General features: G+C 59.8%; 23 protein-coding genes. 18 read left to right on the top strand and 5 right to left on the bottom strand.

What is annotated here, in order from left to right; genetic code table 11:
* Positions 1–23 precede the first annotated feature (23 nt).
* The 4 genes from ACP691_RS08240 to ACP691_RS08225 all read left to right on the top strand — a co-directional run bounded on the left by ACP691_RS08240 (position 24) and on the right by ACP691_RS08225 (position 3,863).
* On the top strand, positions 24–1,346 hold the full coding sequence (locus ACP691_RS08240; protein ID WP_426199302.1) for an OprD family outer membrane porin: 1,323 nt from the start codon (positions 24–26) through the stop codon (positions 1,344–1,346).
* A 465-nt stretch (positions 1,347–1,811) separates the two neighbouring features.
* Positions 1,812–2,840, top strand: a complete 1,029-nt coding sequence (locus tag ACP691_RS08235; protein WP_426199300.1) for an alcohol dehydrogenase catalytic domain-containing protein — start codon at positions 1,812–1,814, stop codon at positions 2,838–2,840.
* 36 nt (positions 2,841–2,876) lie between these two features.
* Entirely contained in the window at positions 2,877–3,065 is a 189-nt protein-coding gene (locus ACP691_RS08230; RefSeq protein WP_426199298.1) for a hypothetical protein, read from the top strand.
* Between the two features lie 213 nt (positions 3,066–3,278).
* Positions 3,279–3,863 (top strand): disulfide bond formation protein B, encoded by a 585-nt coding sequence (locus ACP691_RS08225; protein ID WP_426199296.1) that lies wholly within the window; start codon positions 3,279–3,281, stop codon positions 3,861–3,863.
* Positions 3,864–3,905: 42 nt separating this feature from the next.
* Here the strand turns inward: ACP691_RS08225 and ACP691_RS08220 are convergent, their stop codons facing one another.
* The gene (locus ACP691_RS08220) at positions 3,906–4,796 is read right to left on the bottom strand and encodes a LysR family transcriptional regulator (RefSeq protein ID WP_426199294.1); all 891 of its coding nucleotides are present in this window, start codon (positions 4,794–4,796) and stop codon (positions 3,906–3,908) included.
* 121 nt (positions 4,797–4,917) lie between these two features.
* Here ACP691_RS08220 and ACP691_RS08215 point away from each other — a divergent pair, with 121 nt between their 5' ends.
* From ACP691_RS08215 to ACP691_RS08190, 6 genes are all read left to right on the top strand, one after another.
* Entirely contained in the window at positions 4,918–6,147 is a 1,230-nt protein-coding gene (locus ACP691_RS08215; protein WP_426199292.1) for a MalY/PatB family protein, read from the top strand.
* Between the two features lie 133 nt (positions 6,148–6,280).
* The gene (locus ACP691_RS08210; protein WP_426199290.1) at positions 6,281–7,300 is read left to right on the top strand and encodes an amino acid ABC transporter substrate-binding protein; all 1,020 of its coding nucleotides are present in this window, start codon (positions 6,281–6,283) and stop codon (positions 7,298–7,300) included.
* A 101-nt stretch (positions 7,301–7,401) separates the two neighbouring features.
* Positions 7,402–8,646: an amino acid ABC transporter permease gene (locus ACP691_RS08205; RefSeq protein WP_426199288.1), complete on the top strand. Its 1,245-nt coding sequence runs from the start codon at positions 7,402–7,404 to the stop codon at positions 8,644–8,646.
* 1 nt (position 8,647) lies between these two features.
* On the top strand, positions 8,648–9,937 hold the full coding sequence (locus ACP691_RS08200) for an amino acid ABC transporter permease (protein WP_426199287.1): 1,290 nt from the start codon (positions 8,648–8,650) through the stop codon (positions 9,935–9,937).
* Between the two features lie 78 nt (positions 9,938–10,015).
* Positions 10,016–10,726 carry an amino acid ABC transporter ATP-binding protein gene (locus tag ACP691_RS08195; RefSeq protein WP_426199646.1) on the top strand — a complete coding sequence of 237 codons (711 nt, stop codon included), beginning with the start codon at positions 10,016–10,018 and terminating at the stop codon, positions 10,724–10,726.
* 81 nt (positions 10,727–10,807) lie between these two features.
* Positions 10,808–11,158: a DsrE/DsrF/TusD sulfur relay family protein gene (locus tag ACP691_RS08190; RefSeq protein WP_426199285.1), complete on the top strand. Its 351-nt coding sequence runs from the start codon at positions 10,808–10,810 to the stop codon at positions 11,156–11,158.
* 51 nt (positions 11,159–11,209) lie between these two features.
* Here ACP691_RS08190 and ACP691_RS08185 read toward each other — a convergent pair whose 3' ends face one another.
* Together ACP691_RS08185 and ACP691_RS08180 are read right to left on the bottom strand one after the other, a co-directional pair.
* Entirely contained in the window at positions 11,210–12,403 is a 1,194-nt protein-coding gene (locus ACP691_RS08185; RefSeq protein ID WP_426199283.1) for an MFS transporter, read from the bottom strand.
* A gap of 107 nt (positions 12,404–12,510) precedes the next feature.
* The gene (locus ACP691_RS08180; protein WP_426199282.1) at positions 12,511–13,308 is read right to left on the bottom strand and encodes an AraC family transcriptional regulator; all 798 of its coding nucleotides are present in this window, start codon (positions 13,306–13,308) and stop codon (positions 12,511–12,513) included.
* 270 nt (positions 13,309–13,578) lie between these two features.
* Between ACP691_RS08180 and ACP691_RS08175 the strand changes: the two genes are divergently transcribed.
* The 5 genes from ACP691_RS08175 to ACP691_RS08155 all read left to right on the top strand — a co-directional run bounded on the left by ACP691_RS08175 (position 13,579) and on the right by ACP691_RS08155 (position 21,675).
* A complete protein-coding gene (locus ACP691_RS08175) occupies positions 13,579–14,901 on the top strand; it encodes a tetratricopeptide repeat protein (protein ID WP_426199280.1) in 1,323 nt (440 codons plus the stop codon).
* Between the two features lie 90 nt (positions 14,902–14,991).
* On the top strand, positions 14,992–16,230 hold the full coding sequence (locus tag ACP691_RS08170) for an MFS transporter (RefSeq protein ID WP_426199278.1): 1,239 nt from the start codon (positions 14,992–14,994) through the stop codon (positions 16,228–16,230).
* Between the two features lie 54 nt (positions 16,231–16,284).
* Positions 16,285–17,709 (top strand): Na+/H+ antiporter NhaC family protein, encoded by a 1,425-nt coding sequence (locus ACP691_RS08165; RefSeq protein ID WP_426199276.1) that lies wholly within the window; start codon positions 16,285–16,287, stop codon positions 17,707–17,709.
* Between the two features lie 76 nt (positions 17,710–17,785).
* Positions 17,786–18,712, top strand: a complete 927-nt coding sequence (locus tag ACP691_RS08160) for a LysR substrate-binding domain-containing protein (RefSeq protein WP_426199274.1) — start codon at positions 17,786–17,788, stop codon at positions 18,710–18,712.
* A gap of 1,670 nt (positions 18,713–20,382) precedes the next feature.
* On the top strand, positions 20,383–21,675 hold the full coding sequence (locus ACP691_RS08155) for a tyrosine-type recombinase/integrase (protein WP_426199272.1): 1,293 nt from the start codon (positions 20,383–20,385) through the stop codon (positions 21,673–21,675).
* A gap of 26 nt (positions 21,676–21,701) precedes the next feature.
* Here the strand turns inward: ACP691_RS08155 and ACP691_RS08150 are convergent, their stop codons facing one another.
* On the bottom strand, positions 21,702–21,836 hold the full coding sequence (locus tag ACP691_RS08150) for a hypothetical protein (RefSeq protein WP_267904448.1): 135 nt from the start codon (positions 21,834–21,836) through the stop codon (positions 21,702–21,704).
* A 120-nt stretch (positions 21,837–21,956) separates the two neighbouring features.
* Entirely contained in the window at positions 21,957–22,694 is a 738-nt protein-coding gene (locus ACP691_RS08145; RefSeq protein WP_426199644.1) for a helix-turn-helix domain-containing protein, read from the bottom strand.
* A 276-nt stretch (positions 22,695–22,970) separates the two neighbouring features.
* Between ACP691_RS08145 and ACP691_RS08140 the strand changes: the two genes are divergently transcribed.
* The 3 genes from ACP691_RS08140 to ACP691_RS08130 are packed head-to-tail and all read left to right on the top strand — an operon-like array spanning position 22,971 to position 26,556.
* The gene (locus ACP691_RS08140; RefSeq protein ID WP_426199269.1) at positions 22,971–24,611 is read left to right on the top strand and encodes an APC family permease; all 1,641 of its coding nucleotides are present in this window, start codon (positions 22,971–22,973) and stop codon (positions 24,609–24,611) included.
* 28 nt (positions 24,612–24,639) lie between these two features.
* A complete protein-coding gene (locus tag ACP691_RS08135) occupies positions 24,640–25,566 on the top strand; it encodes a 4-hydroxyproline epimerase (RefSeq protein ID WP_426199268.1) in 927 nt (308 codons plus the stop codon).
* Between the two features lie 42 nt (positions 25,567–25,608).
* Complete coding sequence (locus tag ACP691_RS08130) at positions 25,609–26,556, top strand: dihydrodipicolinate synthase family protein (RefSeq protein WP_426199266.1); 948 nt, start codon at positions 25,609–25,611, stop codon at positions 26,554–26,556.
* Positions 26,557–26,563: the final 7 nt, after the last annotated feature.

Genomic DNA, 26,563 nt, shown 5'->3' with positions numbered 1-26,563 from the left:
CAATAACAACAAGGAAACCAACTATGCGCTTCACTGTAGCGTCGACGCTGGCCCTGTCACTTGCATGCGAGTCAGTTCCGGCAGCCGAACCTGGCCCCGGCGGTTTCTTTGCAGACGCCAAGGCCAACCTGAGCCTCAGAACATTCGGTTTCAGAAACGATAACCTGGACGGTACCGGTGCCCCTTCTCGAACAGAAGAGTGGGCACAGGGCTTCGTGGTGAAGTTCCAGTCAGGTTTCACACCAGGCGGCATCGGATATGGGCTGGACGCTCTGGGGCTGGCAGGCGTGACGCTCGATAGCGGGCTGGGTCGGCATGTCGGCAGCTCGATGATACCGAGCGACGGCGGTCGAGCCGAGAAGACCTGGGCACGTCTTGCGCCCACGTTCAAGGCGCGCCTGGCCAGCACCGCACTGCGCTACGGTGCGCTTGTACCGCAACTTCCAGTACTGATGGCCAATGACGGCCGGGTGCTGCCGCAGACCTTCGAAGGGCTGCAAATCAACTCTGAGGCCATTGATCGGCTGTTGTTGACTGGCGGGAGAATTAGCCGGGCGGTGGGGCGCGGATCCACTGACCGGACCGGTTTGTCTGTGGCAGGCGCCGCCCGGCCATCTGACGGCTTCTACTATGGCGGTGCAGACTGGGCGGTGGACGACTCACTCAAGGCGCAGTACTACTTCGCCAGGCTCGATGACTACTATCTGCAGCATTTCTTTGGTGCGATTCATCACCTGCCACTGGGGAAGTCCAGCGAACTGCTCACCGATGCGCGCATCTTCAGCACGCGCTCATCGGGTGCCAACAGCACTGCGGCAGGTCGAGCCGGCGGATATGTCGTCGGCGGGTATACCAAGGGCGACACCGGCAAGATCGACAACCGGACCTGGTCGATCAGCAGCGAGTATCGGCATGCCGGGCATGCCTTGATGATCGGCTACCAGGCGGTATCCAGCGGCAGCAACTTCGTCCAGCCCAACCAGGGAAGCCTCGCAGGCAAAGGTGCCGGAGGCGCCAGTACCTACCTGCTGACCGACCGTTTCATACAAAGCTTCAACCGCGCTGGGGAGCGGACGGCATTCGCCCAGTATGGGTTCGATTTTGCTGCAGTCGGCGTTGTTGGGTTGAAAGCCTCTTTGATGTATCTAAAGGGTACAGGTGCCGGTACCTTGGGTGGAGGCTCTGCATCGGAGTGGGAGCGAGATCTGGTTGTGGATTACGTGTTCCAGAGCGGGTCGTTCAAAGGCCTCGGTCTTGGTTGGCGCAACGCGCTATCGCATAGCGAGCTGTCGCGCAATCAGGATTTGAATCGTCTCTTCGTGACATACAACATACCGCTGTTGTAAACCCGCCTGGCCTGTTGGGGTGACAGGTAGATCGTGACGTACCACCCGCTCTGAATGAGGCCTGTGAGAGGGTGTTTCCTCCCAGAAGCTGGCCAAGGGTATAGGTGTGTCCTTTGGCCTGAAACAAACGGTCATCATCAATCACGCCAATCTAGCCTGGTAAGCAATCCGGGAGGCCCGCTTCCCGATCAATGCTATTTGGCGCGCCGCCATAGCCGGGCACCAAACAAAGATAAATGCGGTGTGGCGAAGAAAATCTTTTCCATTCGCCGCAAGGTTTTCCGCGCTGAGAAAGCGCTGGCGCGTAGATCTTGGTCGCATGGTGAGCAGGCCCGGACGGCATGAAAGATTTGCTTCGTCCGGACAATAGTTTTACTCGTTTGGCTTGCGGCCTTTTCTCCACCGAAAATCCATGCTGGTCCGGGCTTGGCTTGGGTTCACGAGTACGTCGGGAGGATGCGGCAAATGGCAGGCAAGACCTACAAGGCGATGCAGGTTACCCAGCCGGGGAAGCTACAGTTGGCCGACTTGGAGATTCCAGCGCCGGGTGCTGGTGAAGTGCTCATTCGCGTCGAAGCGTGCGGTATTTGTGGTGCCGATGCGGGTGTCATTGAAGGCACAGAAGTGGGGCTGAGGCTGCCACGCACGCCCGGCCATGAAGTGGTCGGCCGGATAGCGGCCGTCGGCGGCCAGGTCCCTTCGATCTGGCGTATCGGACAGCGCGTAGGGGTTGGGCGGCTCGGTGGGCACTGCGGTTTCTGTGAACAGTGCCAGCAGGGCCACTTCAATCTATGCCTCGATCAGCCCGTGGTAGGCAGCTCGCAAGACGGCGGATACGCGCAGATGATGCTCGCACGCGCCACTGGCCTGGTCGCTATCCCAGACGAACTCAGTGCGCTGGAGGCTGCCCCGCTGCTGTGCGCTGGAATAGCCACATTCAATGCGTTGCGTAAATCGGGCGCCCTTGCCGGTGACCGGGTGGTGATACACGGCATCGGTGGGCTCGGCCATCTGGCATTGCAATATGCTCGACGGATGGGGCTTAGGGTCATCGCGGTCGGCCGCGGTGTTGATATCGAGCAACAAGCGTTGGCGCTGGGCGCGCACATTTATATTGATGCGCGTGCGCAAGACCCGGTGGCCTGCCTGAAAAGTATGGGCGGTGCGCAGGTCATTCTTACCACCATCACCGACAGCACTGCAGTGTCGCCGTTGATGGGAGGGCTGGCACCGCAGGGTACGCTGTTAATCGTTGGCGTTGGCCGGGAACCGCTCAGCATCATGCCCGGGGCAATGGTTGGCGGCGAGCGGAGTGTCCGCGGCAACATCACCGGTACACCCTACGAGGTAGCAAGGACGCTGGACTTCAGCGTGATGACAGACGTACGTGCGCGTATAGAGACCATGCCGCTTGAAAGGGCATGGGACGCCTATCAGCGCGTGCGCTCCGGGGACGTCGAGTTCCGCATGGTCGTGACCATGAACGACGCCTGATCGAAGCGTCGTCGTTATCCCAGGAGGAGTTTCAAGATGATGTCCAAGCTGGTCGCTTATGGTCCATGCGCGGTACTGCTGGCTCTGCCGCTTGCCGGCGTGGCAGTCGAAGAGCGCACCCCTCAGGCGGTGCCCTTTCAGCAAACTACCAACTACATCATCGTCAAGCAGCTCGGTACCACTCATGTACGGGTCCCCAACGACGGGCAGGCGTATCAACTCTGAACCTGCCTGACCATTCGACCTATCCATAAAAGGCCATTCCATGTTCATTGGATTCATTCCTGTCCTATTCGCATTCGTCGCCACTTTGGCGTCATTCAGACACCTGGCGCTGGCTCGCGCTTTATGGATCGTGTGCGCCATCCTGGTGGTGATCTGGTCCACCTGGCACGGGGCCCACCATCTGTCCGACCTCAAGCAACTGGGATCCTGGTAATGAATATGCAACTGACCGAAAGTCGCCTGGGCCAACTCGAACTGGCTGCGATCGCTGGCATCTGCTTCCTGCTACTGGATGCCTTCCTCTACCAATTGGTGCTCGGGGAGTTGCCGTGCGCATTCTGCAACCTCATCCGCGTGTGCTTCATGCTGCTCGGGTCTGGGCTGTTGCTCAATCGGGTGTTCGGCATCAACCCTTGGAATTACGCGCTCAGCGCTTTCGGCGCCCTGATCGGTAGTCTGTTGAGCCTATTGTTCATGTTCGCCAAGGCACCTCCTTGGACCAAACCGACGGGGTCAGCCATCCTGGGCCTGCACATGTACACCTGGACATTCATGGTGTTCACCTCGGCCATCATGTTCTGCCTGATCATGGCTGTGCTCTACGCGCAGCGCGATGTGCGGCCTGGCAGAACAGCGGATTCAAAATCGACGCTGCGAAAATTAATCATCGGTCTTTTTGTAGCACTGGTAGCGGCCAACTTGCTGTCAGCCTTCCTGCAGAACGGCTTCGACCATTTTCTGGCCGGCGGGCAGCAGCATTACCGCATGCTTTACGAAGGTGACGTGATGAAACCCTGACCTGCCATCAGCGCCTGTACATGGAGTGGCACAGGCGCTGGTTCAGGCTGGCCGGTGATTGCGTGCGATTTCCAGAAAACCGGCAAGGTAGTCGACATGTTCCTCTGCCTTGCGCACGCCCAGGTGAATGCTCTTGTGCAAACCATGTTGCCCGATCCGAACGGCCCGTAATGGCAAATGTTCACCTTCTTCATGCAGCAGCCATTCCGGCAACACACTGATGCCGCGCCCGGCGGCACTCAGTTGCAGCATCAGCTCGGTGGTTTCGGCTGTGATGCGGTGATGAGGGCGGCAGTTGGCCGGAACCAGGAAACGGCTGTAGACGTCCAGGCGCTCCAGGCTGACCGGCACTGTGATGAGAGTCTCCGGCACCAGGTCGCGCGGGTCCGCCCAGGGCTTGCCTGCCAGGGCATGGTCCTCATGCAGGATGAGCACCAGTTCATAGTCGAAGACGGGCGTAAAGAGCAGCTCCGGCTGGTCGATGGGATCAGGCGTGATCAACAGGTCGATTTCGTGGCCGAGGAGGGCGGCGATGCCGTCAAAGCGGAACGCGGTGCACACTTCGAAATCGACATCCGGCCAGCGCCGCAGGTAAGGGCCTGTCACGCCCATGAGCCACTTCTGACACGGATGGCATTCCATGCCCGCGCGCAGAGCACCACGGCGCCCATCCGCGAAGTCCGACAGCACCCGCTGCGCATGGTCCAGCTGCGGCAGCAGCCGCTCGGCAAGGCCCAGCAGGTAGTTGCCCGCTTGCGTGAAGCGCAGGCTGCGGCCGTCCTTCATCCAGACCTTAATGCCACTGCGTTCCTCGAACTTCGCGATCGCGTGCGACAACGCCGACTGGCTTACGTTGAGGCGTTCCGCAGCTGCAGTGACGCTGCCTGTCCGGGAAACCTCACGCAAAATAGATAGGTGCTGCACCTCGATCATTGATGTAATCCGCTCATGGTTCGATGAAGTAATAACATTTCTGTTCATGATGGGATGTTGCTACAAATATGGCAAGACGCTCGAGCCACTACGGCAATGAACCGGCTGGATACCTAAAATAATGTCTACCCAAGCACATTTCCCGACTTCCCTGGAGCAGCAACCATGCCTGTTTGATGAAGTCATCGAACGGCGGCACACTAATTCCATGAAGTGGGATTACGCGCACAATTTTCTCACCCCAGAGGAGCGTGCCGCCGATCCACTTCCAATGTGGGTCGCCGACATGGATTTCCGCTCCCCGCAGGCGGTCATCGATGCGCTCAGCGAGGCAGTCCGGTTCGGGGTATTTGGTTACGCGGGTGGTGCGCGAAAGACGTACGTCGATGCCGTGATCGGCTGGCAGGGCAAGCGCTTCGGCTGGGACGTTTCTCGCGACTGGCTGATGCAGGCGCCTGGCATCATCACCATCATGAAACTGGCGATCCAGGCGTTTACCTCGCCGGGTGATTCGGTACTGATTCAGCCGCCGGTGTACGTGCACTTTCATGACGATGCCCGCATCAACGGTCGCCATCTAGCGCTGGCGCCACTGGATTTCGATGGTGAGCGTTATCATTTCGACGAGTGCAAGTTCGAGGCTGCTATCGAACCCAATACCCGGTTATTCATCTTGAGCCACCCGCACAACCCGACCGGCAATGTGTGGTCGGAGGCGGAGCTGCGCGCCATGGGCGAAATCTGCGCGCGGCATGACGTGCTGGTGCTTTCCGATGAAATCCACCAGGACTTCATTCTCAACCCGCGCAAGAAACATATTCCCTTCGCGTCCCTGGGTGAAGCCTTTGCCCAGAACAGCATCACCTGCACCGCGCCGAGCAAAACCTTCAACATGGCGGGCTTGCAGACCGCCAACATTTTCATCCCGAACAAGCGTATCCGCGAAGAGCTGGGGCGCCAGTACGATCGCAATCTTTATCGCTACGTGAATGCGCTTGGCATGGTTGCCGCCGAGGCGGCCTATACCCACGGCGAGCCCTGGTTGGAGCAAATGCTGAGTTATGTGCGTGGCAACCAGGCCCATTTCGCAGAGGCTATCCACTCGGCAACACCCCAGATCAAGGTGGTTCCCACCGACTCGCTGTACCTCAGCTGGATGGATTGTCGAGGGTTGGGGATGGACGCCCAGGCGCTCGATCGCTTCATGCTGACCAAGGCGCGTGTGTGGCTCGACAAAGGGCAGAAATTCGGCTTGGAAGGTCAGGGCTTCATGCGAGCCAACCTCGGCTGCAGCCGGGTCACTGTCAACGAAGCCATCCAGCGAATCACTCGCGCCGTACAGAACCGCTGAACCCACGATAGCTCGCCTAAGGTCCATCGCCTCGGACACGACACATAGTGCTTGTGCCATGCACGCAAGCCTTTTGCTGCTCCTTTGCTTGAACTGCCGCCTTGATAAACATCACAACAATAAGGTGAATACGATGAGTAAGTCTGCACTGGTTCAGGTGGTATGCCTGGCTGCATCACTGGCTACCGGTTTCACATATGCTGGCACGCTCAAGGATGTGCAAACTCGTGGCAAGCTCAACTGCGGGGTCTCTACCGGTAACACCGGCTTATCTGCGCCGGATGCCAAAGGTGCCTGGCAAGGGTTGGACGTATCCATGTGTCGGGCTGTCGCCGCTGCAGTGCTCGGTGATGCAAACAAGGTCAACTTCGTGCCCACCACAGGCCAGACGCGCTTTACCGCACTGGCGTCGGGTGAGGTCGACTTGCTGGTGCGCAACAGTTCGTGGACGTTCACGCGCGATGTCGATCTGAAGCTCACGTTCGCCGGCATCAACTACTACGATGGCCAAGGCTTCCTCGTTCACAAGAATCTAGGTGCCAGCTCGGTCAAGGACCTCGATGGTGCCTCGATCTGCGTGCAGACCGGCTCAACCCATGAGCTTAATCTGGCCGAGTACGCACGCAACCATGGCATCAAGTACCAGCCCGTACCTATCGACTCCACCGCCGAGGGGGAGCAGAAATACCTCGCCGGTGCCTGCGATGTGTTCACCAACGACGTGTCCGGCCTGGCGGCCTCGAAGGCGAGCTTCGCAGCCGCTGACGAGCATAGGGTCTTGAAGGAGCTGATCTCCAAGGAGCCACTCGGCCCGATGGTACGCCAGGGCGACGATCAATGGGCCGATGTGGTGCGCTGGACACTCAATGCGTTGGTGGCGGCTGAAGAACTCGGTGTGGATTCGAGCAACGTGGCGAAGATGACGGCCGGCTCCAACAATCCGGAAATCAACCGACTGCTCGGTAGCGAGGGCAATTATGGCGAGCAGCTGGGGCTGGATGCCAAATGGGCCGGTCGTGCCATTGCTGCAGGTGGCAACTACGCGGAAATCTTCGACAACTCCTTGGGCAAGAACACGCCTATCGGCCTAGAGCGCGGCCTGAACGCCCAATGGAACCAGGGCGGGCTGCTTTATGCCGAGCCGTTTCGCTGATCCGGCGCGTCTGTCGCCGCGTCGTTCGACCTTTGTTGCGAAGGACTGATCGAAGTGTAGAAGCCGCTTCGGTCGGTCACCCTGTCCGGGAGTGATTCACAATGTCCACCCTCATATTGACCGACAAGAAAACGGCCCAGTCGGCTTTCTCGTTGGGCATGCTGCTGCACGACAAGCGCTACCGCGGCTACACCATCCAGATCATTGCCTTGATGTGTCTGATGCTGACCGCCGCCTGGCTACTCGACAACACCGTGCGAAACCTTGCTGCACTGGGCAAGGACTTTTCCTTCAGCTTTCTAAGGTCTGCCGCAGGCTACGACATCAACCAGCAGCTCATCAGTTATGACAGCCAGATGAGCCATGGTCGGGCAGCGCTGGTCGGCCTGCTCAATACCCTGATCCTTGCTGTTCTGGCCTGTGCCACTGCGACGGCAATCGGCGTGGCGGCCGGGGTGTTGCGGCTGTCCAACAACTGGGTCGTGTCCCGCTTGATGGCCGCCTACATTGAGGTGTTCCGCAATATCCCGGCACTGCTGTGCATCCTGGTGATCGGCGCCATCATGGCTCAATCGATGCCGGCGCCCAGTAGCTACAGGGGAGCTGCGCAGACTGCAATCGCAGTAACCAATCGCGGCATCTACATACCGCAGCCGCTGTTCGAGCGCGATCTGGGTACGCTTGATCTGGGTATGGTGGCGCCAAGCCTCAACGCCCTGCTAGTCCTTGCCGTGTTCGGCGCAAGTCTTTGGGCTGACCGATCCCTGCGCAGACACGCAGACCGTTTGCAGAGCGCGACGGGAAAGCGCCCGACACTTTGGTGGAAGCGTCTGCTGATCCTCCTGCTACCCACAATCGCGGTGCTGTACGCATTGGGTATGCATCTGGGCTATCCGCAACTGCATGGGTTCAATTTCCAGGGTGGCTTGCAGCTCGGCAATGCCCTGATTGCGATGTGGATTGGCCTGAGCGTATACACCGGCGCCTTTATCGCCGAGATCGTGCGCAGTGGCATTCAGTCCATCGCCCGCGGGCAGACCGAGGCTGCCAACGCGCTTGGATTGCGATCGGGCCGGACCATGCGCCTGGTGATTCTGCCTCAAGCATTGCGTGTCATCGTGCCACCGCTGACGTCGCAGTACCTGGACATCACCAAGCACACCTCGCTTGGGCTGGCTGTAGGTTACATGGACCTGCGTTCGACCCTGGGCGGCATCACCATCAACCAGACCGGCAGAGAGCTGGAGGGGATTGTGCTGATGATGCTCATCTATCTTGGCATGAGCCTGCTGATCTCAAGCGCAATGAACTTCTACAACAACCGCGTCAAACTGCAGGGGCGCTGACATGAGCCAATCTTCCATTGCCTGGTTCCGTGACACCTTGCTGCAGCCGTCCGAGCCACCGCGCGGGCAGACGGGCGTCAGGCACTGGCTGCGTGCCAGGCTGTTCAACGGTTGGCTCAGCAGCGTGCTTACGATCATGGCTTTGCTGGTCATCGCCGCTGCGGTGAATGCGGTTCTGCCTTGGCTGGCCAATTCGGTGTGGCAAGCTGACTCTCTGGGTGAGTGCCGGCGCCTGATGAATGGCGAGCCCGGTGCCTGCTGGGGCGTGATTCGCGAGCGTTGGCCACAGCTGCTGTTCGGTTTCTACACACAGGATGCTTATTGGCGGCCTCTCGCTTCGTTCGTGCTGCTATTTGCAGCCCTGGGACCGATCCTGTTCAAGTGGGTGCCGCGTCGGGCGCTGTGGTTCACTGCGGTTTATCCGGGGCTCGCGTTCTGGCTGATCTGGGGCGGATCGCTCTGGCACCCGGTTTCGGCCTATCTCGGACTGGCCATCGCCTGGTTGCTATTTCGGATGATGCTACCTCTGGGCGGCGGTGTCGCCGTAGCTTGCGCATCGCTCGCAGCGACAGCCTGGTGGCTGCAAGGCATGCAGTACCTGGTGCTTGCGGCCAGCAACCTTTCGCCGGTGGCCCTGACTGCGGTGAGCTCACGTGACCTGGGAGGCTTCCTGCTGTCGTTCGTGGTGGGTGTCAGCGGTATCGCCATGTCGCTGCCACTGGGCGTCCTGCTGGCACTGGGGCGGCGGTCATCGATGCCGTTGATTCGGGTGATGAGCGTTACCTTCATCGAATTCGTGCGCGGCGTACCGCTGATCACGCTGCTGTTTACAGCTTCGCTGCTGCTCAATTACTTCCTGCCACCCGGCACCTCGTTCGACTTGATCCTGCGGGTGATCATCATGGTGACCATCTTCTCGACCGCCTATATGGCTGAAGTGATCAGGGGGGGCCTGGCTGCGCTGCCACAGGGACAGACCGAGGCCGCGCAGGCGTTGGGCCTGGACTACTGGAAGGCGCAGCGGCTGGTGATCATGCCGCAGGCCTTGAAGATCTCCATTCCAATGATCGTCAGTACCTTCATCGGCCTGTTCAAGGACACCACGCTGGTGGTGTTCATCGGGCTGCTCGATCCCATTGCACTGTCTACAGCCATTCGTGCCAGTACTCAGTGGCAGGGTGTGTACTGGGAGCTGTTCCTGTTCATCGGCGGCGTGTTCTTCGTCTTTTGCTTCGCCATGTCGCGTTATTCGATTCACCTTGAGCGTCGGCTCAAGACCGATCACCGCTGAGGAACCACAACAATGAAGAACGCGACACTCGACGTCTTGCAGGCGTCCGGCCAGGAAATTGCGATCCAGATTACCGGCATGAACAAGTGGTATGGCAACTACCACGCACTGCGTGACATCAATCTCACAGTGACCCGCGGCGAACGCATCGTGATCTGCGGGCCATCAGGATCAGGCAAATCGACCATGATCCGCTGCATAAATCGGCTGGAAGAGTTTCAGCAGGGCCGCATCGTGGTAGACAGTACAGAGCTCACCAGCGACCTGCGCAAGATCGATGAAGTGCGCCAGGAAGTTGGCATGGTGTTCCAGCACTTCAACCTGTTCCCGCACCTGACCATCCTGGAGAACTGCACGTTGGCGCCGATCTGGGTGCGTCAGGTACCGCGCAAGCAGGCTCAGGAGCTGGCCATGCACTACCTGAGCAAAGTCCGCATTCCAGAGCATGCACACAAGTTTCCCGGGCAGTTGTCCGGTGGCCAGCAGCAGCGCGTTGCGATTGCCAGGGCGCTGTGCATGAACCCTAGGGTCATGCTGTTCGACGAGCCGACCTCGGCACTGGACCCGGAAATGATCAAGGAAGTGCTCGATACCATGATCCAGCTGGCGGAGGAGGGCATGACCATGCTGTGTGTCACCCACGAAATGGGCTTCGCCCAGGCGGTGGCCAACCGGGTCATATTCATGGACCAGGGGCAGATCGTCGAGCAGAACGAGCCCAGGGCTTTCTTCAGCAATCCACAATCCGAGCGTTCCAGGGCATTCCTCAGCCAGATCTTGCGGCACTGATCCCAGATATCTCCGGCGTCATCACATTCGAGGAGGTGGGTTCGTCCCTCTCCTCGCTTTTTTATGAAAAGGAGCACGCACATGAGTGCATTTCTATTCATCATCAACGATGCGAGCTACGGTTCAGAGCGGGCCTACAATGCGTTGCGTCTCGCTGGGTCGCTATCGGCTCGCAAACAGGCGCAGGTGCGGGTTTACCTACAGTCCGATGCGGTCAGCTGCGCCCGCGCAGGCCAACTGGTACCCACTGGGCACTACAACCTGGAGCTGGTTTTGGTCAAGATCTTGCGCAAGGGCGAGGTCGCTCTGTGTGGCGACGGAATGGATGCTCGGGGCATGCGCGAGGCAGAACTGGTCGCCGGGGCCCGGCGAGCGGCGCCTGGAAAACTGGCAGACTGGACCATGGAAGCTGAGAAAGTGCTAATTTTCTAAGCCTCCGGGTCGCCCTGGCGCTGTGCGCAAAGGCGTCCTGGCCTCATTGCTTCAGGCCTCACGCGGCGCTTGTGCATGGCGCTGAGCGCGCTGCAGCCAACCCAGGCCGGCCATGGCAATCAAGACAGGAGGCAGGATTAGGCCTGAAACCACAGTCCATCCGAACGCATCGAGCAACCCGCCGGACAAGAATGAACCCACCACCATCGTGCCGAAAATCACAAAATCATTGATCGCCTGAACCCTCGGGCCATCTTCGGGTGCGTGGCATGTCAGCACCAATGCCGAAGCACCAAGGAAGCCGAAGTTCCAGCCGATACCCAGGAGTATCAGCGCGAGCCAGAAGTGGCCGATGCTCATACCGGAGATACCCACCAGTGCCGCCAGGCCAATCAACAGCAGGCCACACTGGATGATCGACGGTGCGCCAAATCGGCTGATAAACCGCCCGGTAAAGAAGCTCGGTGCATACATCGCAATCACATGCATTTCGATGCCGGTATTCGAATGCGTCCTGGCAATGCCACACAGATCCATGGCCAGCGGGGCAGAGGTCATCATGAAGTTCATCATCATGTAGCTGACCACGCCACACAGCATCGCGATGATGAAGCGGGGCTGGCGAACTATTTTAAACAGGTCGCCGGCCGGCAGAGCGGCGGGACGGGGCGCAGGGCGGTTGAACCTTACACCGATAAGCACCAGGGCAGACAAAACCGCGACGATGGCAGCGGCAAGATAGGTGACGACATATGCCTGGCCAGACATGCCCATGGTGCCATTTACCAATTGCGGGCCAAGTACGCCCGCCACCACGCCACCGGCCAGCACGGTAGACAACGCTTTGGGGCGCTGCGCCTGGCCGACGCATTCTGCGGCAGCAAAGCGGAAGGTAAGCACCACCGCCGCGTATGCCCCGCCGAACAGCATGGCTACGCAGAACAGTGCAAATGAACCCACCGTCAGTGCGTATGCTGAAAGCAGGCCCATCACAGTTCCGCAGGCATTGCCAATCATGAACGCCACGGTGCGGCCCCAGCGACGGCCCACCATGCCGATGGGCAGGGTAGCCAGTGCCATGCCGACGACGAATACCGTAATTGGCAGCGTCGCCAAGGACGCCGAAGGCGCCAACATGTTGCCGATGATGGCGCCAGTGGCATACACCACCACGGAATTAGCACCGGAAAGCGCCTGGGCTATGGTCAGGCGCCAGACGTTCGGGTTTGAGATCGACAGGAACATTACAATTTTCCAAGCATTAAAGAGTTGATGCGCACCGCGCATTCTCTTCAGGCCAGTGGACCCCAAGCAATGCAGAAATTGTTTAGGGCTGACAATGAAACCTTTGTTCACTGCCTTGTGTTTACCGTCTTACCCTTCATGTATGCCTGCGGACTGCTACCCAGCTCTTGGCGAAACGCATAGATGAATGCAGAAGTGGAACCATAACCAAGCTCCAGGGCGGTACGGGTAACGTCCAGCCCACTGCCCAGCATTTCAATGGCTCGGAACAAGCGCAAGCGCCTGCGCCAGGTTCGTAAGCTCATGCCTGTTTCAGCCAGGAAGCGCCGCGCCAGCGTGCGTTCAGACATGCCAAGCACACTTGACCATGCCGCCATTTCTGTCGGAACGGCAAGATCGGCGTACAAGGTTTCGCATAACCCCACCAGCGAGGCACTTGATGGCCAAGGCAACGCAGTGGATATGGGGCTCGCACGACGAAGTTGATCAAGGATAAGTTGCGTGATGCGCGCCGCGTAGCCGTCATCGTCCTGTTCATGCTCGATGCGTGCGGCTTCGACGATCAATGCTTTGAGCAAGGGCGAGACGCCAAACAGCGTCGGCTGACCTGAAGGCAGGCCGGAAGCGATCCGTTCATCGATCCACAAGCTGCGAAACTCGGCGCCAAACATCGAGCCAACCTTGTGATCGAGCCCGGTCGGCAGCCAGGCCGCCTGCTCAGGAGAGATGACGAACGAGCCTGCCCGGGTGGTAACGGTCAGCACGCCGGAGATGGCATACACCATCTGATGCCAGGCATGCGAATGCTCAGGGAAGGTGTGTCTGGCAGGTATTGACTGAGCGCGAACCTTGAGCGGATCGGGGGGCGGCAGGTCATGAGGGGCTTGGATAATGTCCCATTTCATTGTGGGCTCGTCCGGAACTGTGAGGGCGCAGGATAACGAATCATGCGCACGGTCAACTGGAGCAAATCTCATGCGCACTGCAAATTTACTCATGATACGGCGCAGTCTGTCTTTTGTTCTACATCGCCTGTCGGTTAGTCGAAAGTCTGCCACTTCCGAATGGGTTCTAATGCTGCAACGAGATGGCCCGCCCGCCGCGCACAGGGTATTACCGTAAAGCGGCCATCTCGTACCCTTTAGCTTCAACCCATAATAGGAGTGGCGAACACCATGGCCTGTGTTGACCGTTACAACATGCCCCTTTCGACCGCATCGGAGGTCGCAGCAGAGCGCTACCGTGCAGGCGTGGATCTTTTGCTCTCCCTTTGGACCGGTATCGCCGAAACGCTCGACGAAGCGATTGCCGCAGATCCTGATTTCGCCATGGCTCATGCAGCTCGTGCACGCTTTCATGCCATCCGCGCCGAGATTGCAGATGCCAAGGCCAGGATCGCCAAGGCCCAGGCGTTGGTTCAGGCTAGGGGCACCGAGCGCGAGCGCAGCCATATCCAGACGCTGTCTTATGTCATCAATGGTGAACCTGCGAAGGCCTTGGCCAACGCGTTGCAACACCTTGATCAGTGGCCGCTGGACATTCTGATCATGTCCCTACCACTGGGGGCGTTCGGCCTGTTTGCCTTCTCTGGCATGGCAGATCACGACCAGGCGCGCGTCGAACTCTGCGACCGTCATGCGCGGCATTTCCCTGAAGACGACTGGTGGTTCCTTAACTACCGCGGCTGGGCGCACGGCGAGAATGGCGATGTATCGCTTGGGCGTGCCTTGACCCAACGCTCGCTGGAGCTGCGTCGTAACAACGTCAATGGTGTCCATGCGGTGGCCCATGTGCTGTACGAAGCGGGCGCCAATGACGAAGCGGGCGCAGTGATCAAGGGCTGGCTGCCCGGCTATGACCGCAGCGGTACCTTGCACAATCACATCGCCTGGCATGGGGCGCTGATCGCGCCTGAGCGTGATGACCTCGAAGGGGCGCTGGGCATGTATGCCGAACATGTCGCCCCGGCCGTCGCCACCGGGCTGCCGATCAACGTGATCAGTGATACTTCCTCGTTCCTGTGGCGCTTGCAGGCCTACGGGCATACGGTACCGGCGGGCCTGTGGGAGGAGGCGGCGCAGTACGCAGCGAGCTACTTCCAGCAACCTGGTTTCCCGTTCGCCGACTTCCATATGGCGCTGCTGGCTGCGGCAACCGGCAATCAGGCTGCGCTGGAGCAGCGGGCGGCGGTACTGAATACGCTGGTCAACGATGGCAAGCTCAAGGCAGGACCGGTGGTGCCGGCACTGTGCCACGCCGTTATGGCTTTTGCTGAGGGGCACTATACCGATTGCGCGCGCATTCTGGAGCCGCTGGCGCACGAAGTGGTGCGTATCGGTGGTAGTGGTGCGCAGCGGGAAATCGTTCAAGACACCCTCTTGGTATCGTTGATGCGCGCCGGTGAAGCCGAGAAGGCGAGGGCATTGCTGGACCAGCGCCTGCACCGTCGACCATCCCCACGAGATAGCCGCTGGCTGGCGAGTCTGGCAGCGCACTGATCCACTGACGTTACGTCGATGCAATAGAGACTGGCTGATCTGTTCACGGATCAGCCGGCTTTTGCTCACCCTCAAAACGGGATTTGCGCAATGAGCATTACCGTCACCGCCGCCCCGCACGGGCTGCGCGGGCTGTTGTTAAAGTGGTTGAGTCCGGTGGGCGTCATTGCCATCGCGCAGTTGTTCGGCACCTCGTTGTGGTTCAGCGCCAACGGTGCCGCTGACTCATTGATGACGGCCTGGCAGGCGTCTGCTGCCGATATCGGTTGGTTGACCAACGCCGTACAGCTCGGGTTCATCGTCGGCACCTTGAGCCTGTCCCTGAGCGGCATGGCTGACCGCTTTCGTGCCAGTTCGCTGTTCTTCTGCTGTGCTATCGCAGGGGCGCTGTTCAATCTGGCATTCGCCTTTGTCGCTGACGGCCTGGCCACAGGGGCTGCCTTGCGCTTCTGTGTAGGGGTGACCTTGGCCGGCATCTATCCCATGGGGATGAAGCTGATCGTCGGCTGGGCTCCGGAGCGTACCGGGCTTGCGCTGGCTCAGCTGGTAGCCATGCTGACGCTGGGTACGGCTTTGCCGCATGCCTTGCGCTTGATGGGGGCCGAGTGGTCGTGGCAGTCCATCATTGCCGCGTCATCGGTACTGGCGCTGACAGGCGCGGTGCTCATCGGCCTGCTAGGTGATGGTCCGCACGCGCGCGGTGGGCGGCCTGCCGGTAATGGCCCCCATAAGCGTGCTGGCGCCATCCTGAGTGCGTTCAGAATTAGCCGGTTTCGCGCAGCGACCCTCGGCTACTTCGGCCACATGTGGGAGCTGTACGCGTTCTGGACCGTTGTGCCTTTGATTGTCGATCGTTCTGGGCTGGCTCAAGCTTATCCCACCCTGGGTGTTGCCGGTCTTTCGTTCTGCATCATGGCCGTGGGCGCGTTGGGCTCGCTGATCGGAGGTGTGCTCTCTCAGCGAATCGGCAGTGACCGGGTCGCATTGACGGCACTTGGCACTTCGGGCCTCTGCGGGCTTTTCTTCGTGCTGGTCCAGGCACAGATGCAACCGTGGTTGTTGCTGTTGTTGCTTGCGCTATGGGGCGCCAGCGTAGTGGCCGATTCCCCTCAATTTTCGGCGCTCGCCGCTAAAGCGTGCCCGCAGGATGCTGTTGGCAGCGCACTGGCCATTCAGAACAGCATCGGCTTTGCCATCACCGTGGTGTCGATCGCCTGCATAAGCTGGCTGTTCGAACGGGTGGGTATCGATGCCTTGTGGATCCTCATACCCGGTCCGCTGTTGGGCTTGCTGGGTTATGTCGGGTCGCTCAGGCAGGCGCACGCTTGACGTAACGCTTGCTCAGTTCCTTTTCAAATAAGAACAAAACGTGAGGTCTTTGCGATGCATGAAATAGGCGTATGGGGGCTTCTCTCCCCAGCGGTAACCATTTGCCTGGCCATTTTTACGCGTCAGGTGATTTTGTCACTGATGCTAGGTTGTTTTGCCGGTTTTCTGGTGCTGTCGAATTTCCATATTGGTCAAGGGCTGGAAAGCTCGGTACAGGGCGCCATCGATGTTTTCAAATCTGATGGTGTAGTCAGGACGCTGATCTTTACCGTGATGATCAGCGGCGTGATTCACCTGGCCAGAATCACCGGTGGCATGCAGGGGCTGGTCAATCTGATCTCCGAGCGTCTGAGGATCGTGCGCGGCCCCGTCAGCACGCAATTGCTGGCAGGATTGCTGGCCATCCTGATCTTCATCGACAGCTACCTGGCCATGCTCACTTCGGGCGCCGCGACCGCCGAACTCGCCCGCAAGCACCGCATCGCCCGTGAGCAAGTCGCCTATGTGATCAAGAACGCGGGCATCAGTGCCTGGTCTTCGGTCATGTTCAATGGCTGGGGCGCCATGATGCTCGGCATCGTCGCCGTACAGGTCGATAATGGCAGCATTGCCGGCAACCCCTTCAACATCCTGGCGCATTCGATTGCCTATAACCTATTCGCCTGGGCGAGTATCGGCCTCGTCCTGCTAAGCATTTTCACACCGTTTGCCTTCCCCGCGATGCGCCGTGCCAAGCAACGCGCCGCCGAAGGGATCGAGCTACGACCAGGGGCCACACCTCTGGCAGTGGTGAGCGAGCAGCAGGTCTCGCAAAAGGGTGGCGTTTCGAACCTGCTGGTACCGTTGCTGGCGCTGTTCCTGTTCGTCCCGGTTGGGCTCTTGATAACCGGCAAGGGCGTCATCGGCAATGGTTCGGCTTCGACGGCGATTCTGTGGGCGGTCATCTTCGGACAGGTCGTGGGGTGCATCCACTACGTGTGGGTTCGGCGGGTCATGCGCATTGGGGAATACATCAATCATCTGGTCGAAGGTTATCAGGCGATGGTGCCGCTGGTAGTTGTACTGACGCTGGCATTCCTGATCGGTGACCTGTCCAGCCAGCTCAAGATCGGGCAGTACCTGTCGTCCCACTTCAGCATGATCGTGCCGGTGGGGCTCGTGGCGGCCTTCGTGTTCGTCGTTGCGGCGGTGATTTCTCTGTCCACGGGGACGTCCTGGGGTACGTTCTCGATCATGATACCCATCGGTATCCAGCTCGCCGTGTCGTCGGGGGCGGACCCTTATCTGGTCATTGGCGCTGCGATTTCTGGCGCCATCTTCGGTGACACTTCGTCGCCTATCAGCGATACCGGGATTGTCACCGCCACCGCCACCGGCAATGACATGATGGATCACATCAAGACCCAGCTTCCGTACTGCCTGACGGCTGCAGCCATTGCGCTCACAGGCTTTGTCGTAGTCGGCATGAGCGGGCATTGACGCTCCATGAATTCCTGGCCGTTGAGCTGAACGCCAGCGGCTTGGCTTATCGATTGAGGAAAATGGAATACCTGACATGGCAACTCCGGCCTACCTGAATGCGCTGCGGGCATTCGAAGCGTCTGCCCGACATGGAACCTTCACAGCTGCTGCGGCCGAGTTGAACGTCACCCCAGCAGCGGTGGGCCAGCAGGTCAGAAACCTCGAGGCATGGTTGGGCACCTCATTGTTCATCCGGGCAGGCCGCGGCACCGGCCAACTCGAACTGACAGCCAATGCGCAGCTTGCACTGCCCGATATCCGGGCGGCATTCGATCGGCTGGCGATCGGTGTAGCGCGCTTGAGGGAGGGGAGTGCACATAGTGGCTTGACGGTCACGGTCAGCCCGGCTTTCGCCTCCAAATGGCTGGTACCTCGGCTTGAACGGTTTCAAAGCGCTTATCCAACGCTCGATGTGCAGTTGGACACCGACGCCCGTCCACTGGATTTCACGGTCGAGCGGGTGGACATCGGTGTTCGCTACGGCAGTGGTCAATGGCCAGGCTTGACGTCTGAACGGCTCATGGAAGAGTCATTGTTTCCGGTTTGTGCGCCGGACTATCCGCTGCTGCGCAACGGCCAGCTGGAGCCTGGTGCGCTGCACAAGTGTACGCTCATTCACGACCTGTCCATGCTCAATGATGCCGCATTTCCGGGCTGGAGGAGCTGGCTTGATCGCGCGGGTTACCCCGAGGTGGACGCAGGCCATGGCTTGCGAATCAACAACTCTGCTGCCGTGCTGCAGGCTGCCGTCGAGCGTCAGGGCCTGGCGCTGGCACGCAGCATCATGGTGCAGGATGACCTTAACGCCGGACGCCTGATTCGTCCGCTTTTGGCAGGTGCTAGTGAATGGCCTTTGCAGCAGGCTTATTATATCGTCTACAGGACAGATCACGGTGAGCTGACCAACGTGCGGCTGTTCCGCGAATGGTTGATGGCCGAGGCCGATAACTGTCGCGCCTGAACTATGGGCCGTACTAATAGCGCGACATAGCGCGACTGACGCAACCTCTCCATAGGAAGACCCATAGGGCAGGGAGAATTTGTCTCGGTATAGCCTGGCCCGAAATCGATACGCGGGTGGGCAAGTCTAGAAAGGGATCCTCTTCGACAACTTTGGATGTGATGCTCGGTTTGGTAGGGCTTCAGACCAGCCCGTTTCAAGGGACGCCAGTCTTCATTGATTTCCAGAAGCTCATCTGGGGCGCCCACCTAAATTTGTGCCGTCGATAGAATTTAGCAGAGCCCAGGTCGGTGGAGGATCAGATACGAAAGCGAGGTACGCTTCCCGGTGAGCTACATCCCCATTCGCAGATCAGACGATTCCGCCGAAATCTTGGCTTTGGGTCGCCAGGCGGCAGTAGCTTTTTTCGGATGTATTCAGACATTGTTCGGCAGGCCGAAAGCGGGAAGCATGCCGGGTTTGCCGTAACGAGAGCGCCTTCGACGTATCTACATTCAAAAACAAGAAGTCCACTCTGCGAAGCGTCCTGACAGCACCGGCAAACCTCCAGCCTAAACTAAGATTTAACATAATGTAGATTATCGGTAATCAGATATTTCCGTTTCAAGCCATGGGTCAGCCATGGCAGACGCACCAAGCCCAGGGGCCGAACGTGATCCCCTGAATGCACAACACCACCACTCCCTGACGACCACCCGCGCGTCAGCGGATGCTTCATTAACGTCGGTCATCAAGTCTCACGCCACCTCTAGCGGTTGAACCTGATCCTCACTGAGGCAGATGCTTCGTGCATTGAGTTCAGGTGAACCTGGTTCGGACAACAAGCCTCTGCGCTGAGGCTCTGTCTGGACCCACGGTGAATCCCGTCGCGAACTCGCTTCAGCGACCCGCTATTGAGATCGCTGCTTGGCGCCTTCACTGGCACCGGCGTGCTCAGCGTAGCTCGACAACGTCATTACAATGAGCGCGGTGCGCTTGGCGCCCATCCTGTTCATCTCGGCGGGCGTCACGCTGTATCGGGCTTGAATTCACGAATCAACGTGGTTGGCACGGCCGGTTGCGGGCTTTTGAGGCCCATACCTGAAGGCCGTTGGTATAACGTCGCCTGTTGTCATGGCTGCCCAGGCTGGATGCGCTCCTCATAGGTCAGGTCCAAGCCTGTATGAACCGCCCGACACTGGGCCTGTGCTTTTCAACGGGAAAGACGCCTTATATCCAGGCACACGTCTTGCGTTTGGGGGGCTGGCTTCACAAGACAGAATGTTAGAGAATCCCGTGACCCGCCTTTATATACCATGCATTTTTCACGGTAGTTGATTGTCCCGCCCCCCTGAGCAGTAACGAACTGACACGCTGTCAGGATTGTAATATCCGATAACTACCAGACCCGGATATTACGGTCCTTCAAAGCGAAGATCCAAACGCCCTGCTTTTTCGTGGTCTCGCCGGCTTGCGCTTACAAGTTGGCCCCGCCAATAAACTGACAACCAGGCATTCCATGTCTAAGTGCGCGACCTCTGCCCCTGGTACTCAGAACCACACTTTTCGCCTACCCATGCCTATTCATAAGTCCCTGAACGGCAATGAAAATCCGTCCGAAATCAACTTGCTCCCTGGCGCTTGTTTAAGGCACCCTACTTTCAGATCCGCTCCGCCCGAGACACCACCCCATGGCTACCCGACCGCAGCCCTTGTTCGACACCTACGACCGTTTCCTTGACCTGCACTTCATGAGCCTTTGCGCGGAACGTGCCGATGTACGCGCCTTCCTCGATGGATGCAGTCCAGAGGCGCGACCAGCCGAAAGTTACCAGGCCGTGCGCGGTTTCCTGAAGTCTTACGCGGGCAATGAGGCTACCTTTACGTCCTACCGTACTCATGTGGAGCGGCTTCTGTTATGGGCCCTGCTCTCAGCCAACAAGCCATTGCTTGAGCTGCGCCGGCGTGATGCCGAGGCCTTCATGGAGTTTTGTCTGAACCCACCGGCCGATTGGGTGGGGCCGGTGGTGAAGTCTCGCTTCCTGCGCTGCGGAGGCCGCAAGGCTCAGCACGATGATAGGTACGAAACCAACCCGGCGTGGCGGCCGTTCAGCACCACCGTGGCCAAGCGCGAACGCAAGATCGCCGCCGAACACAACCTGCCGCTGCCCTCGCCCAGCTACAAGATGAGCCAGGGTTCGGTGGCGCAGGTGTTCGCGGTATGCGGCAGCTTTTTTCAGTACGCCATCGATGAAGGGCTTACGGAAGTGAATCCCTTCCGGGCGGTTCGGCAGAAATCCGTATACAAGCAGCGCAACACGGTAGACGTGGCCTCGCGATCCTTGACCCAGCTGCAATGGAATTTCGTCATCGAAACAGCGGAACTCATGGCCGCTGAAGAGCCTGAGCACGAGCGCACACTGTTCATCGTAGCGACACTCTATGCCATGTACTTGCGCATTTCAGATCTTGTAGGCCGGGAAAATTGGGTGCCGACCATGGGCGACTTTCGTCGTGACACTCGCGGCCACTGGTGGCTGCATGTCATTGGCAAGGGGAACAAGGCAGCGAAGATCAGCGTGCGGGATGACTACGTCCAAACCTATTTGGTGCGCTACCGCACTTACCGTCAACTTTCGCCGCTGCCCTCGCCCCATGAGAAGTTACCCTTGATCAGCACGCTCAAAGGCCGAGGCGGACTGTCCGACAGGCATGTTCGCTCGCTCTTGCAAGAAGTATTCGACCGCTCTCTGGCGCGCATGCAGGCCGAAGGCTGGAGCGAAGACGAGATCGATCAGCTACGCTCCGCGTCTCTGCACTGGCTGCGGCACACGTCGGCGACGTTCGACGCCAAACATCGTGACATGAAGGACCTTCAGGCGGACCTGCGCCATAACAGCTTGAGCACTACACAAAATACCTACTACAACTCGCTCGATGAGCAGCGCGCGCACTCGGTAAAGGATCTGAAGGTCAAGCTATAACCGGCGCGCCAATAGTTGACTTGCTGTCAATCGACGATGCAAACCCAACGGTGATTATGCCGATAGGGCGCCCGGGTGAAATGGATATCGGACACCAGCATAAGGCCGCGTTGTTGAAGGGTGCGGGTCAGTTGTTCCAGAGTATCAGCTTCGATGGTCATGTGAGTTACCTCTGTAATGTTTACCGCCTACAGAGTTCTTGACCGGGTCGCTTTTACCTTGATTCCCTTTTTAGTGCGAGATCGCCGTAAGCTCTGGACGAACGGCACTTGCGATAAGGTTCAACCCGAAATCGCCTTCCTGTATTGGCCAGGTGTGAAACCCGTCAACATCTTGAATTGCCGAGTAAAAGCACTGTGGTCGGTATAGCCACAGCGCAGGGCGACCTCGATGATCGGCATTGGGTCTTGCAGCAAGCGTCGGGCGTGCTCCAGGCGCGCTTTCTGGATCATCTGACGTGGCGTCAGGTGAAATACCCGCTTGCAGTAACGTTCCAGCTGTGCCACCGAGATGCCAGCGATGCCCGTTAGGGTTGCCAGGCTGATGGGTTGGGAGAAGTGCTCGCGAATATGAGCGTCCACCGCCGCCAGACGCTGGTAGGCCGGGTGGCTGTGCCCCGCTTGTTGCAGGTCCAGGGAGATCCCTGCCAGGCCGTAGATGGCACCCGCGGCATTGCTCAGCGGCCATTTATGGGTCAGGCACCAGCCTGGCTCCTGGCTGCCGTACAGATGCAGCTCCAGTTGACCTTCCAGCACCAGCCCTTGCTCCAGCACCCGCCTGTCCTGCTCCGTATAGCCGGGACCGAAGCGGGCCGGGAAAACCTGCGCGCTGGTCTTGCCTAGTAACTGGCGAGCCATCTTCAGGCCGCAGCGTTCTACCAGCGCCTGGTTCGCCAGCACATAACGCGCCTGGTCATCCTTGATGAAGATAGCCGCGTTGGGCAGCACATCGAGCAAGGGGCCAAGGGGCGCCACGGCGGCCAACAGCGCGTCAAGGGTAGGTGCGCCCTCTCCTGCCATGCCGTGAATCAGGTTGCTCAGGCTTGCTGGGCTCATGGTCGTTGCGGCCTCCGTTGAACGAAGTGAGCCAGCTTGGGCCAGCACTGGTCGGCTGTCCAGCCAGGTCGCACGTTGGGACTGTGCCGATTTCGTCATCGCCGTCGCCTAAAGGCATCAAGCCTGGGAAGAAAAGCCGCGGCACTCTAAGCACGCTTGGCACAGCCCTTAGACGTGCGAACAACAGCAAGCCAAGCGCTTCACACCTGCCTATTCCAATAACCCCAAGAAGGCGATCCCATGTCAGCCCAAGGCAAGTTCAAAAGACAGCTCTCGTTGCTGGACCTCACCTTTATCGGCCTCGGTGCCATCTTTGGCTCCGGGTGGTTGTTCGCGGCAAGCCACGTCTCGGCCATCGCCGGTCCGGCGGGCATCTTTTCCTGGCTGCTGGGGGGCTTCGCGGTACTGCTGCTCGGCATCGTCTATTGTGAGCTGGGCGCGGCGTTGCCTCGGGCCGGGGGCGTGGTGCGTTACCCGGTTTACTCGCATGGCCCCCTGCTCGGCTACCTCATGGGCTTCATTACCCTGATCGCCTTTTCCAGCCTGGTGGCCATCGAAGTGGTCGCCGCCCGCCAATATGCGGCGGCCTGGTTTCCCAGCCTGACTCAGGCCGGCTCCAGCGACCCCACCCTGTCCGGCTGGCTCGTCCAGTTCGCCTTGCTGTGCCTGTTCTTCGTGCTCAATTACCGCAGCGTGAAGACCTTCGCCAAGGCCAACAATCTGGTGAGCCTGTTCAAGTTCGTTGTACCGTTGCTGGTGATCGGTGTGCTGTTCACCTTCTTCAACCCGGAAAATTTCGCGGCTCACGGTTTCGCGCCCTTTGGCCTGTCAGGCGTCGAGATGGCAGTGTCGGCCGGAGGTGTGATCTTCGCCTACCTGGGCCTTACCCCTATCATTTCGGTGGCCAGCGAAGTGAAGAATCCTCAGCGCACCATTCCCATCGCGTTGATTCTGTCAGTATTGCTGTCCACCGCCATCTACGTACTGCTGCAAGCGGCATTCCTCGGCGGCGTGCCGGTGGAGATGCTGGCCGAAGGCTGGGCCAACATGGGCAAACAGCTGGCGTTGCCCTACCGCGACATCGCCCTGGCCCTGGGCGTGGGCTGGCTGGCTTACCTGGTGGTGGCCGATGCGGTGATTTCACCCAGCGGCTGCGGCAACATCTACATGAATGCCACGCCTCGAGTCATCTACGGGTGGGCCCGCACCGGTACCTTTTTCAAGGTGTTCACTCGCATCGACCCTGAATCCGGCATCCCCCGCCCTGCCCTCTGGCTGACGTTCGCGCTCTCGGTATTCTGGACACTGCCATTCCCGTCCTGGGAAGCCTTGATCAATGTGGTATCCGCCGCCCTCGTACTCAGCTATGCGGTGGCCCCGGTGTCGGTCGCCGCCCTGCGGCGCAACGCGCCACAGCTGGCGAGGCCGTTCCGGGTCAAGGGCATGGCCGTGCTCGGGCCCCTGTCGTTCATCATCGCCGCGCTGATTGTGTACTGGTCTGGTTGGAAGACGGTGTCCTGGCTGCTGAGCCTGCAGATCCTCATGTTCGTGGTGTACTTGCTGTGCGGCCGACTGGTGCCGATCCGGCCTCTGAGCCTTGGCCAGCAGGTCCGGTGCTCCGCCTGGCTGATCGGCTTCTATGCGGTGACCATTCTGCTCTCTGGTCTCGGCAGTTTCGGCGGGCTGGGGGTGCTCGGCCATCCGCTGGATACCCTGGTAGTCGCCGGCTGCGCCCTGGGCATCTATTACTGGGGGGCCGCTACGGGTGTACCGGCCCATCTTGTGCAGCTACAGCCTGAAGAAGAGGAAAACGAGGGCGCCGCCGAGCCGCTGGGGCCCCTCGCCTGCTCCGGCAGAACGCCTGACTTACAGCCGCACTGACAGCCTCCCACAACGAATGGACATTCCCATGCATCAGGTTCATGTCATCGATTCCCACACTGGCGGCGAGCCGACACGCCTCGTGCTCAGCGGCTTTCCTGAGCTGCCCGGCGCGACCATGGCGCATAAGCGCGACGCCCTGCGCCAGGGCCATGACCGCTGGCGCAAGGCGTGCCTGCTCGAACCCCGCGGCAACGACGTGCTGGTGGGTGCGCTCTACTGCGAACCCGTCTCCGCCGATGCCACATGCGGCGTGATCTTCTTCAACAACGCGGGCTACCTGAACATGTGCGGCCACGGCACCATCGGCCTGATCGCCTCCCTGCATCACCTGGGGCGTATCGCGCCTGGCGCGCATAAGGTCGACACACCAGTGGGCCAGGTGGAGGCGACCTTGCACGCCGACGGCGCGGTGACGGTGCGCAATGTGCCCGCCTGGCGCTCAGCGCGGCATGTGGCGGTAGAAGTTCCAGGTTACGGTATCGTTCACGGAGACGTGGCCTGGGGCGGCAACTGGTTCTTTCTGGTGGCTGATCATGGCCGGGACCTGCGCCTGGCGAACGTCGAGGCGCTTACCGCTTATACCTGGGCCATGCTCAAAGCCTTGGAGGCCCAGGGCATCCGGGGCGACGATGGCAGCCTGATTGACCACGTGGAGCTGTTCGCCGATGACGAAGTCGCCCACAGCCGCAATTTCGTGATGTGCCCCGGAAAAGCCTACGACCGTTCACCTTGCGGCACGGGCACCAGCGCCAAGCTGGCGTGCCTGGCCGCGGACGGTAAGTTGGCGCCCGGCCAGACCTGGGTCCAGGCCAGCATCACCGGCAGCCAGTTCCAAGGGCGCTATGAATGGGACGGCGACCGCATCCGCCCATTCATTACCGGGCGTGCCTACCTCACCGCCGACAGCACCCTGCTTATCGATGACAGCGACCCCTTCGCCTGGGGCATCTGAACGCATTTCCTTTTCCCGACATCATCACTTGGAGGCTTCGTCATGAACACTTCGATCTTTACTGGTTGCATTCCCGCCTTGATGACCCCCTGTACAGCGGACCGCGTGCCCGATTTTGACGCCCTTGCGGCCAAGGGACGCGAGCTGGTGGAGCTTGGCATGAGTGCGGTGGTGTATTGCGGGTCCATGGGGGACTGGCCGTTGCTGAGCGAGGCTCAGCGCCAGGAAGGCGTGGCCCGGCTAGTGGCCGCCGGGGTGCCGACCATCGTCGGCACCGGCGCGGTGAATTCACGTGAGGCTGTGAGCCATGCCGCCCACGCGGCCAAGGTGGGTGCTCAGGGGCTGATGGTGATTCCAAGGGTTTTGTCCCGTGGCTCCTCCGCCGCCGCGCAAAAAGCCCATTTCGCTGCCATTCTGGGGGCGGCTCCCCAGCTACCGGCGGTGATCTACAACAGCCCCTACTATGGCTTCGCCACCCGGGCGGACCTGTTCTTCGAGCTGCGGCACGAACATCCCAACCTGATCGGCTTCAAGGAGTTCGGTGGTGGCGCGGATTTGCGCTATGCCGCCGAGCACATTACCTCCAAGGACGACGCGGTAACCCTGATGGTCGGAGTGGATACCCAAGTGGTTCACGGTTTCGTCAACTGCAACGCCACCGGCGCCATCACCGGCATCGGCAATGCGCTGCCTCGGGAAGTGCTGCAATTGGTCGCGCTCAGCAAGCAGGCGGCCCGAGGCGATGCCAAGGCCCGCCGCTTGGCGGGTGAGCTGGAAGCTGCCCTGGCCGTGCTGTCGTCATTCGACGAAGGCACCGACCTGGTGCTGTATTACAAGTACCTGATGCTGCTCAACGGCGAAGAGGCCTATCGCCTGCATTTCAACCCCACGGACAGTCTCAGCGATGCCCAACGCCGTTATGCCGAAACCCAATACCGGCTGTTCCAGACCTGGTACGCCGACTGGTCACGCGAGCAGAACCTGCTCTGAACCTTCA

This window comes from Pseudomonas sp. DC3200b2 (assembly GCF_049895785.1).
Taxonomy (GTDB): domain Bacteria; phylum Pseudomonadota; class Gammaproteobacteria; order Pseudomonadales; family Pseudomonadaceae; genus Aquipseudomonas; species Aquipseudomonas massiliensis.
This window is presented reverse-complemented; position numbering and strand designations above follow the sequence as displayed.

Excerpts from the sequence above, each read along its gene's own strand:
- ACP691_RS08240 (WP_426199302.1), top strand. The coding sequence starts at position 24 with ATGCGCTTCACTGTAGCGTCGACGCTGGCCCTGTCACTTGCATGCGAG.
- ACP691_RS08235 (WP_426199300.1), top strand. The coding sequence starts at position 1,812 with ATGGCAGGCAAGACCTACAAGGCGATGCAGGTTACCCAGCCGGGGAAG.
- ACP691_RS08230 (WP_426199298.1), top strand. The coding sequence starts at position 2,877 with ATGATGTCCAAGCTGGTCGCTTATGGTCCATGCGCGGTACTGCTGGCT.
- ACP691_RS08225 (WP_426199296.1), top strand. The coding sequence starts at position 3,279 with ATGAATATGCAACTGACCGAAAGTCGCCTGGGCCAACTCGAACTGGCT.
- ACP691_RS08220 (WP_426199294.1), bottom strand. The coding sequence starts at position 4,796 with ATGATCGAGGTGCAGCACCTATCTATTTTGCGTGAGGTTTCCCGGACA.
- ACP691_RS08215 (WP_426199292.1), top strand. The coding sequence starts at position 4,918 with ATGTCTACCCAAGCACATTTCCCGACTTCCCTGGAGCAGCAACCATGC.
- ACP691_RS08210 (WP_426199290.1), top strand. The coding sequence starts at position 6,281 with ATGAGTAAGTCTGCACTGGTTCAGGTGGTATGCCTGGCTGCATCACTG.
- ACP691_RS08205 (WP_426199288.1), top strand. The coding sequence starts at position 7,402 with ATGTCCACCCTCATATTGACCGACAAGAAAACGGCCCAGTCGGCTTTC.
- ACP691_RS08200 (WP_426199287.1), top strand. The coding sequence starts at position 8,648 with ATGAGCCAATCTTCCATTGCCTGGTTCCGTGACACCTTGCTGCAGCCG.
- ACP691_RS08195 (WP_426199646.1), top strand. The coding sequence starts at position 10,016 with ATGAACAAGTGGTATGGCAACTACCACGCACTGCGTGACATCAATCTC.
- ACP691_RS08190 (WP_426199285.1), top strand. The coding sequence starts at position 10,808 with ATGAGTGCATTTCTATTCATCATCAACGATGCGAGCTACGGTTCAGAG.
- ACP691_RS08185 (WP_426199283.1), bottom strand. The coding sequence starts at position 12,403 with ATGTTCCTGTCGATCTCAAACCCGAACGTCTGGCGCCTGACCATAGCC.
- ACP691_RS08180 (WP_426199282.1), bottom strand. The coding sequence starts at position 13,308 with ATGAAATGGGACATTATCCAAGCCCCTCATGACCTGCCGCCCCCCGAT.
- ACP691_RS08175 (WP_426199280.1), top strand. The coding sequence starts at position 13,579 with ATGGCCTGTGTTGACCGTTACAACATGCCCCTTTCGACCGCATCGGAG.
- ACP691_RS08170 (WP_426199278.1), top strand. The coding sequence starts at position 14,992 with ATGAGCATTACCGTCACCGCCGCCCCGCACGGGCTGCGCGGGCTGTTG.
- ACP691_RS08165 (WP_426199276.1), top strand. The coding sequence starts at position 16,285 with ATGCATGAAATAGGCGTATGGGGGCTTCTCTCCCCAGCGGTAACCATT.
- ACP691_RS08160 (WP_426199274.1), top strand. The coding sequence starts at position 17,786 with ATGGCAACTCCGGCCTACCTGAATGCGCTGCGGGCATTCGAAGCGTCT.
- ACP691_RS08155 (WP_426199272.1), top strand. The coding sequence starts at position 20,383 with ATGGCTACCCGACCGCAGCCCTTGTTCGACACCTACGACCGTTTCCTT.
- ACP691_RS08150 (WP_267904448.1), bottom strand. The coding sequence starts at position 21,836 with ATGACCATCGAAGCTGATACTCTGGAACAACTGACCCGCACCCTTCAA.
- ACP691_RS08145 (WP_426199644.1), bottom strand. The coding sequence starts at position 22,694 with ATGGCAGGAGAGGGCGCACCTACCCTTGACGCGCTGTTGGCCGCCGTG.
- ACP691_RS08140 (WP_426199269.1), top strand. The coding sequence starts at position 22,971 with ATGTCAGCCCAAGGCAAGTTCAAAAGACAGCTCTCGTTGCTGGACCTC.
- ACP691_RS08135 (WP_426199268.1), top strand. The coding sequence starts at position 24,640 with ATGCATCAGGTTCATGTCATCGATTCCCACACTGGCGGCGAGCCGACA.
- ACP691_RS08130 (WP_426199266.1), top strand. The coding sequence starts at position 25,609 with ATGAACACTTCGATCTTTACTGGTTGCATTCCCGCCTTGATGACCCCC.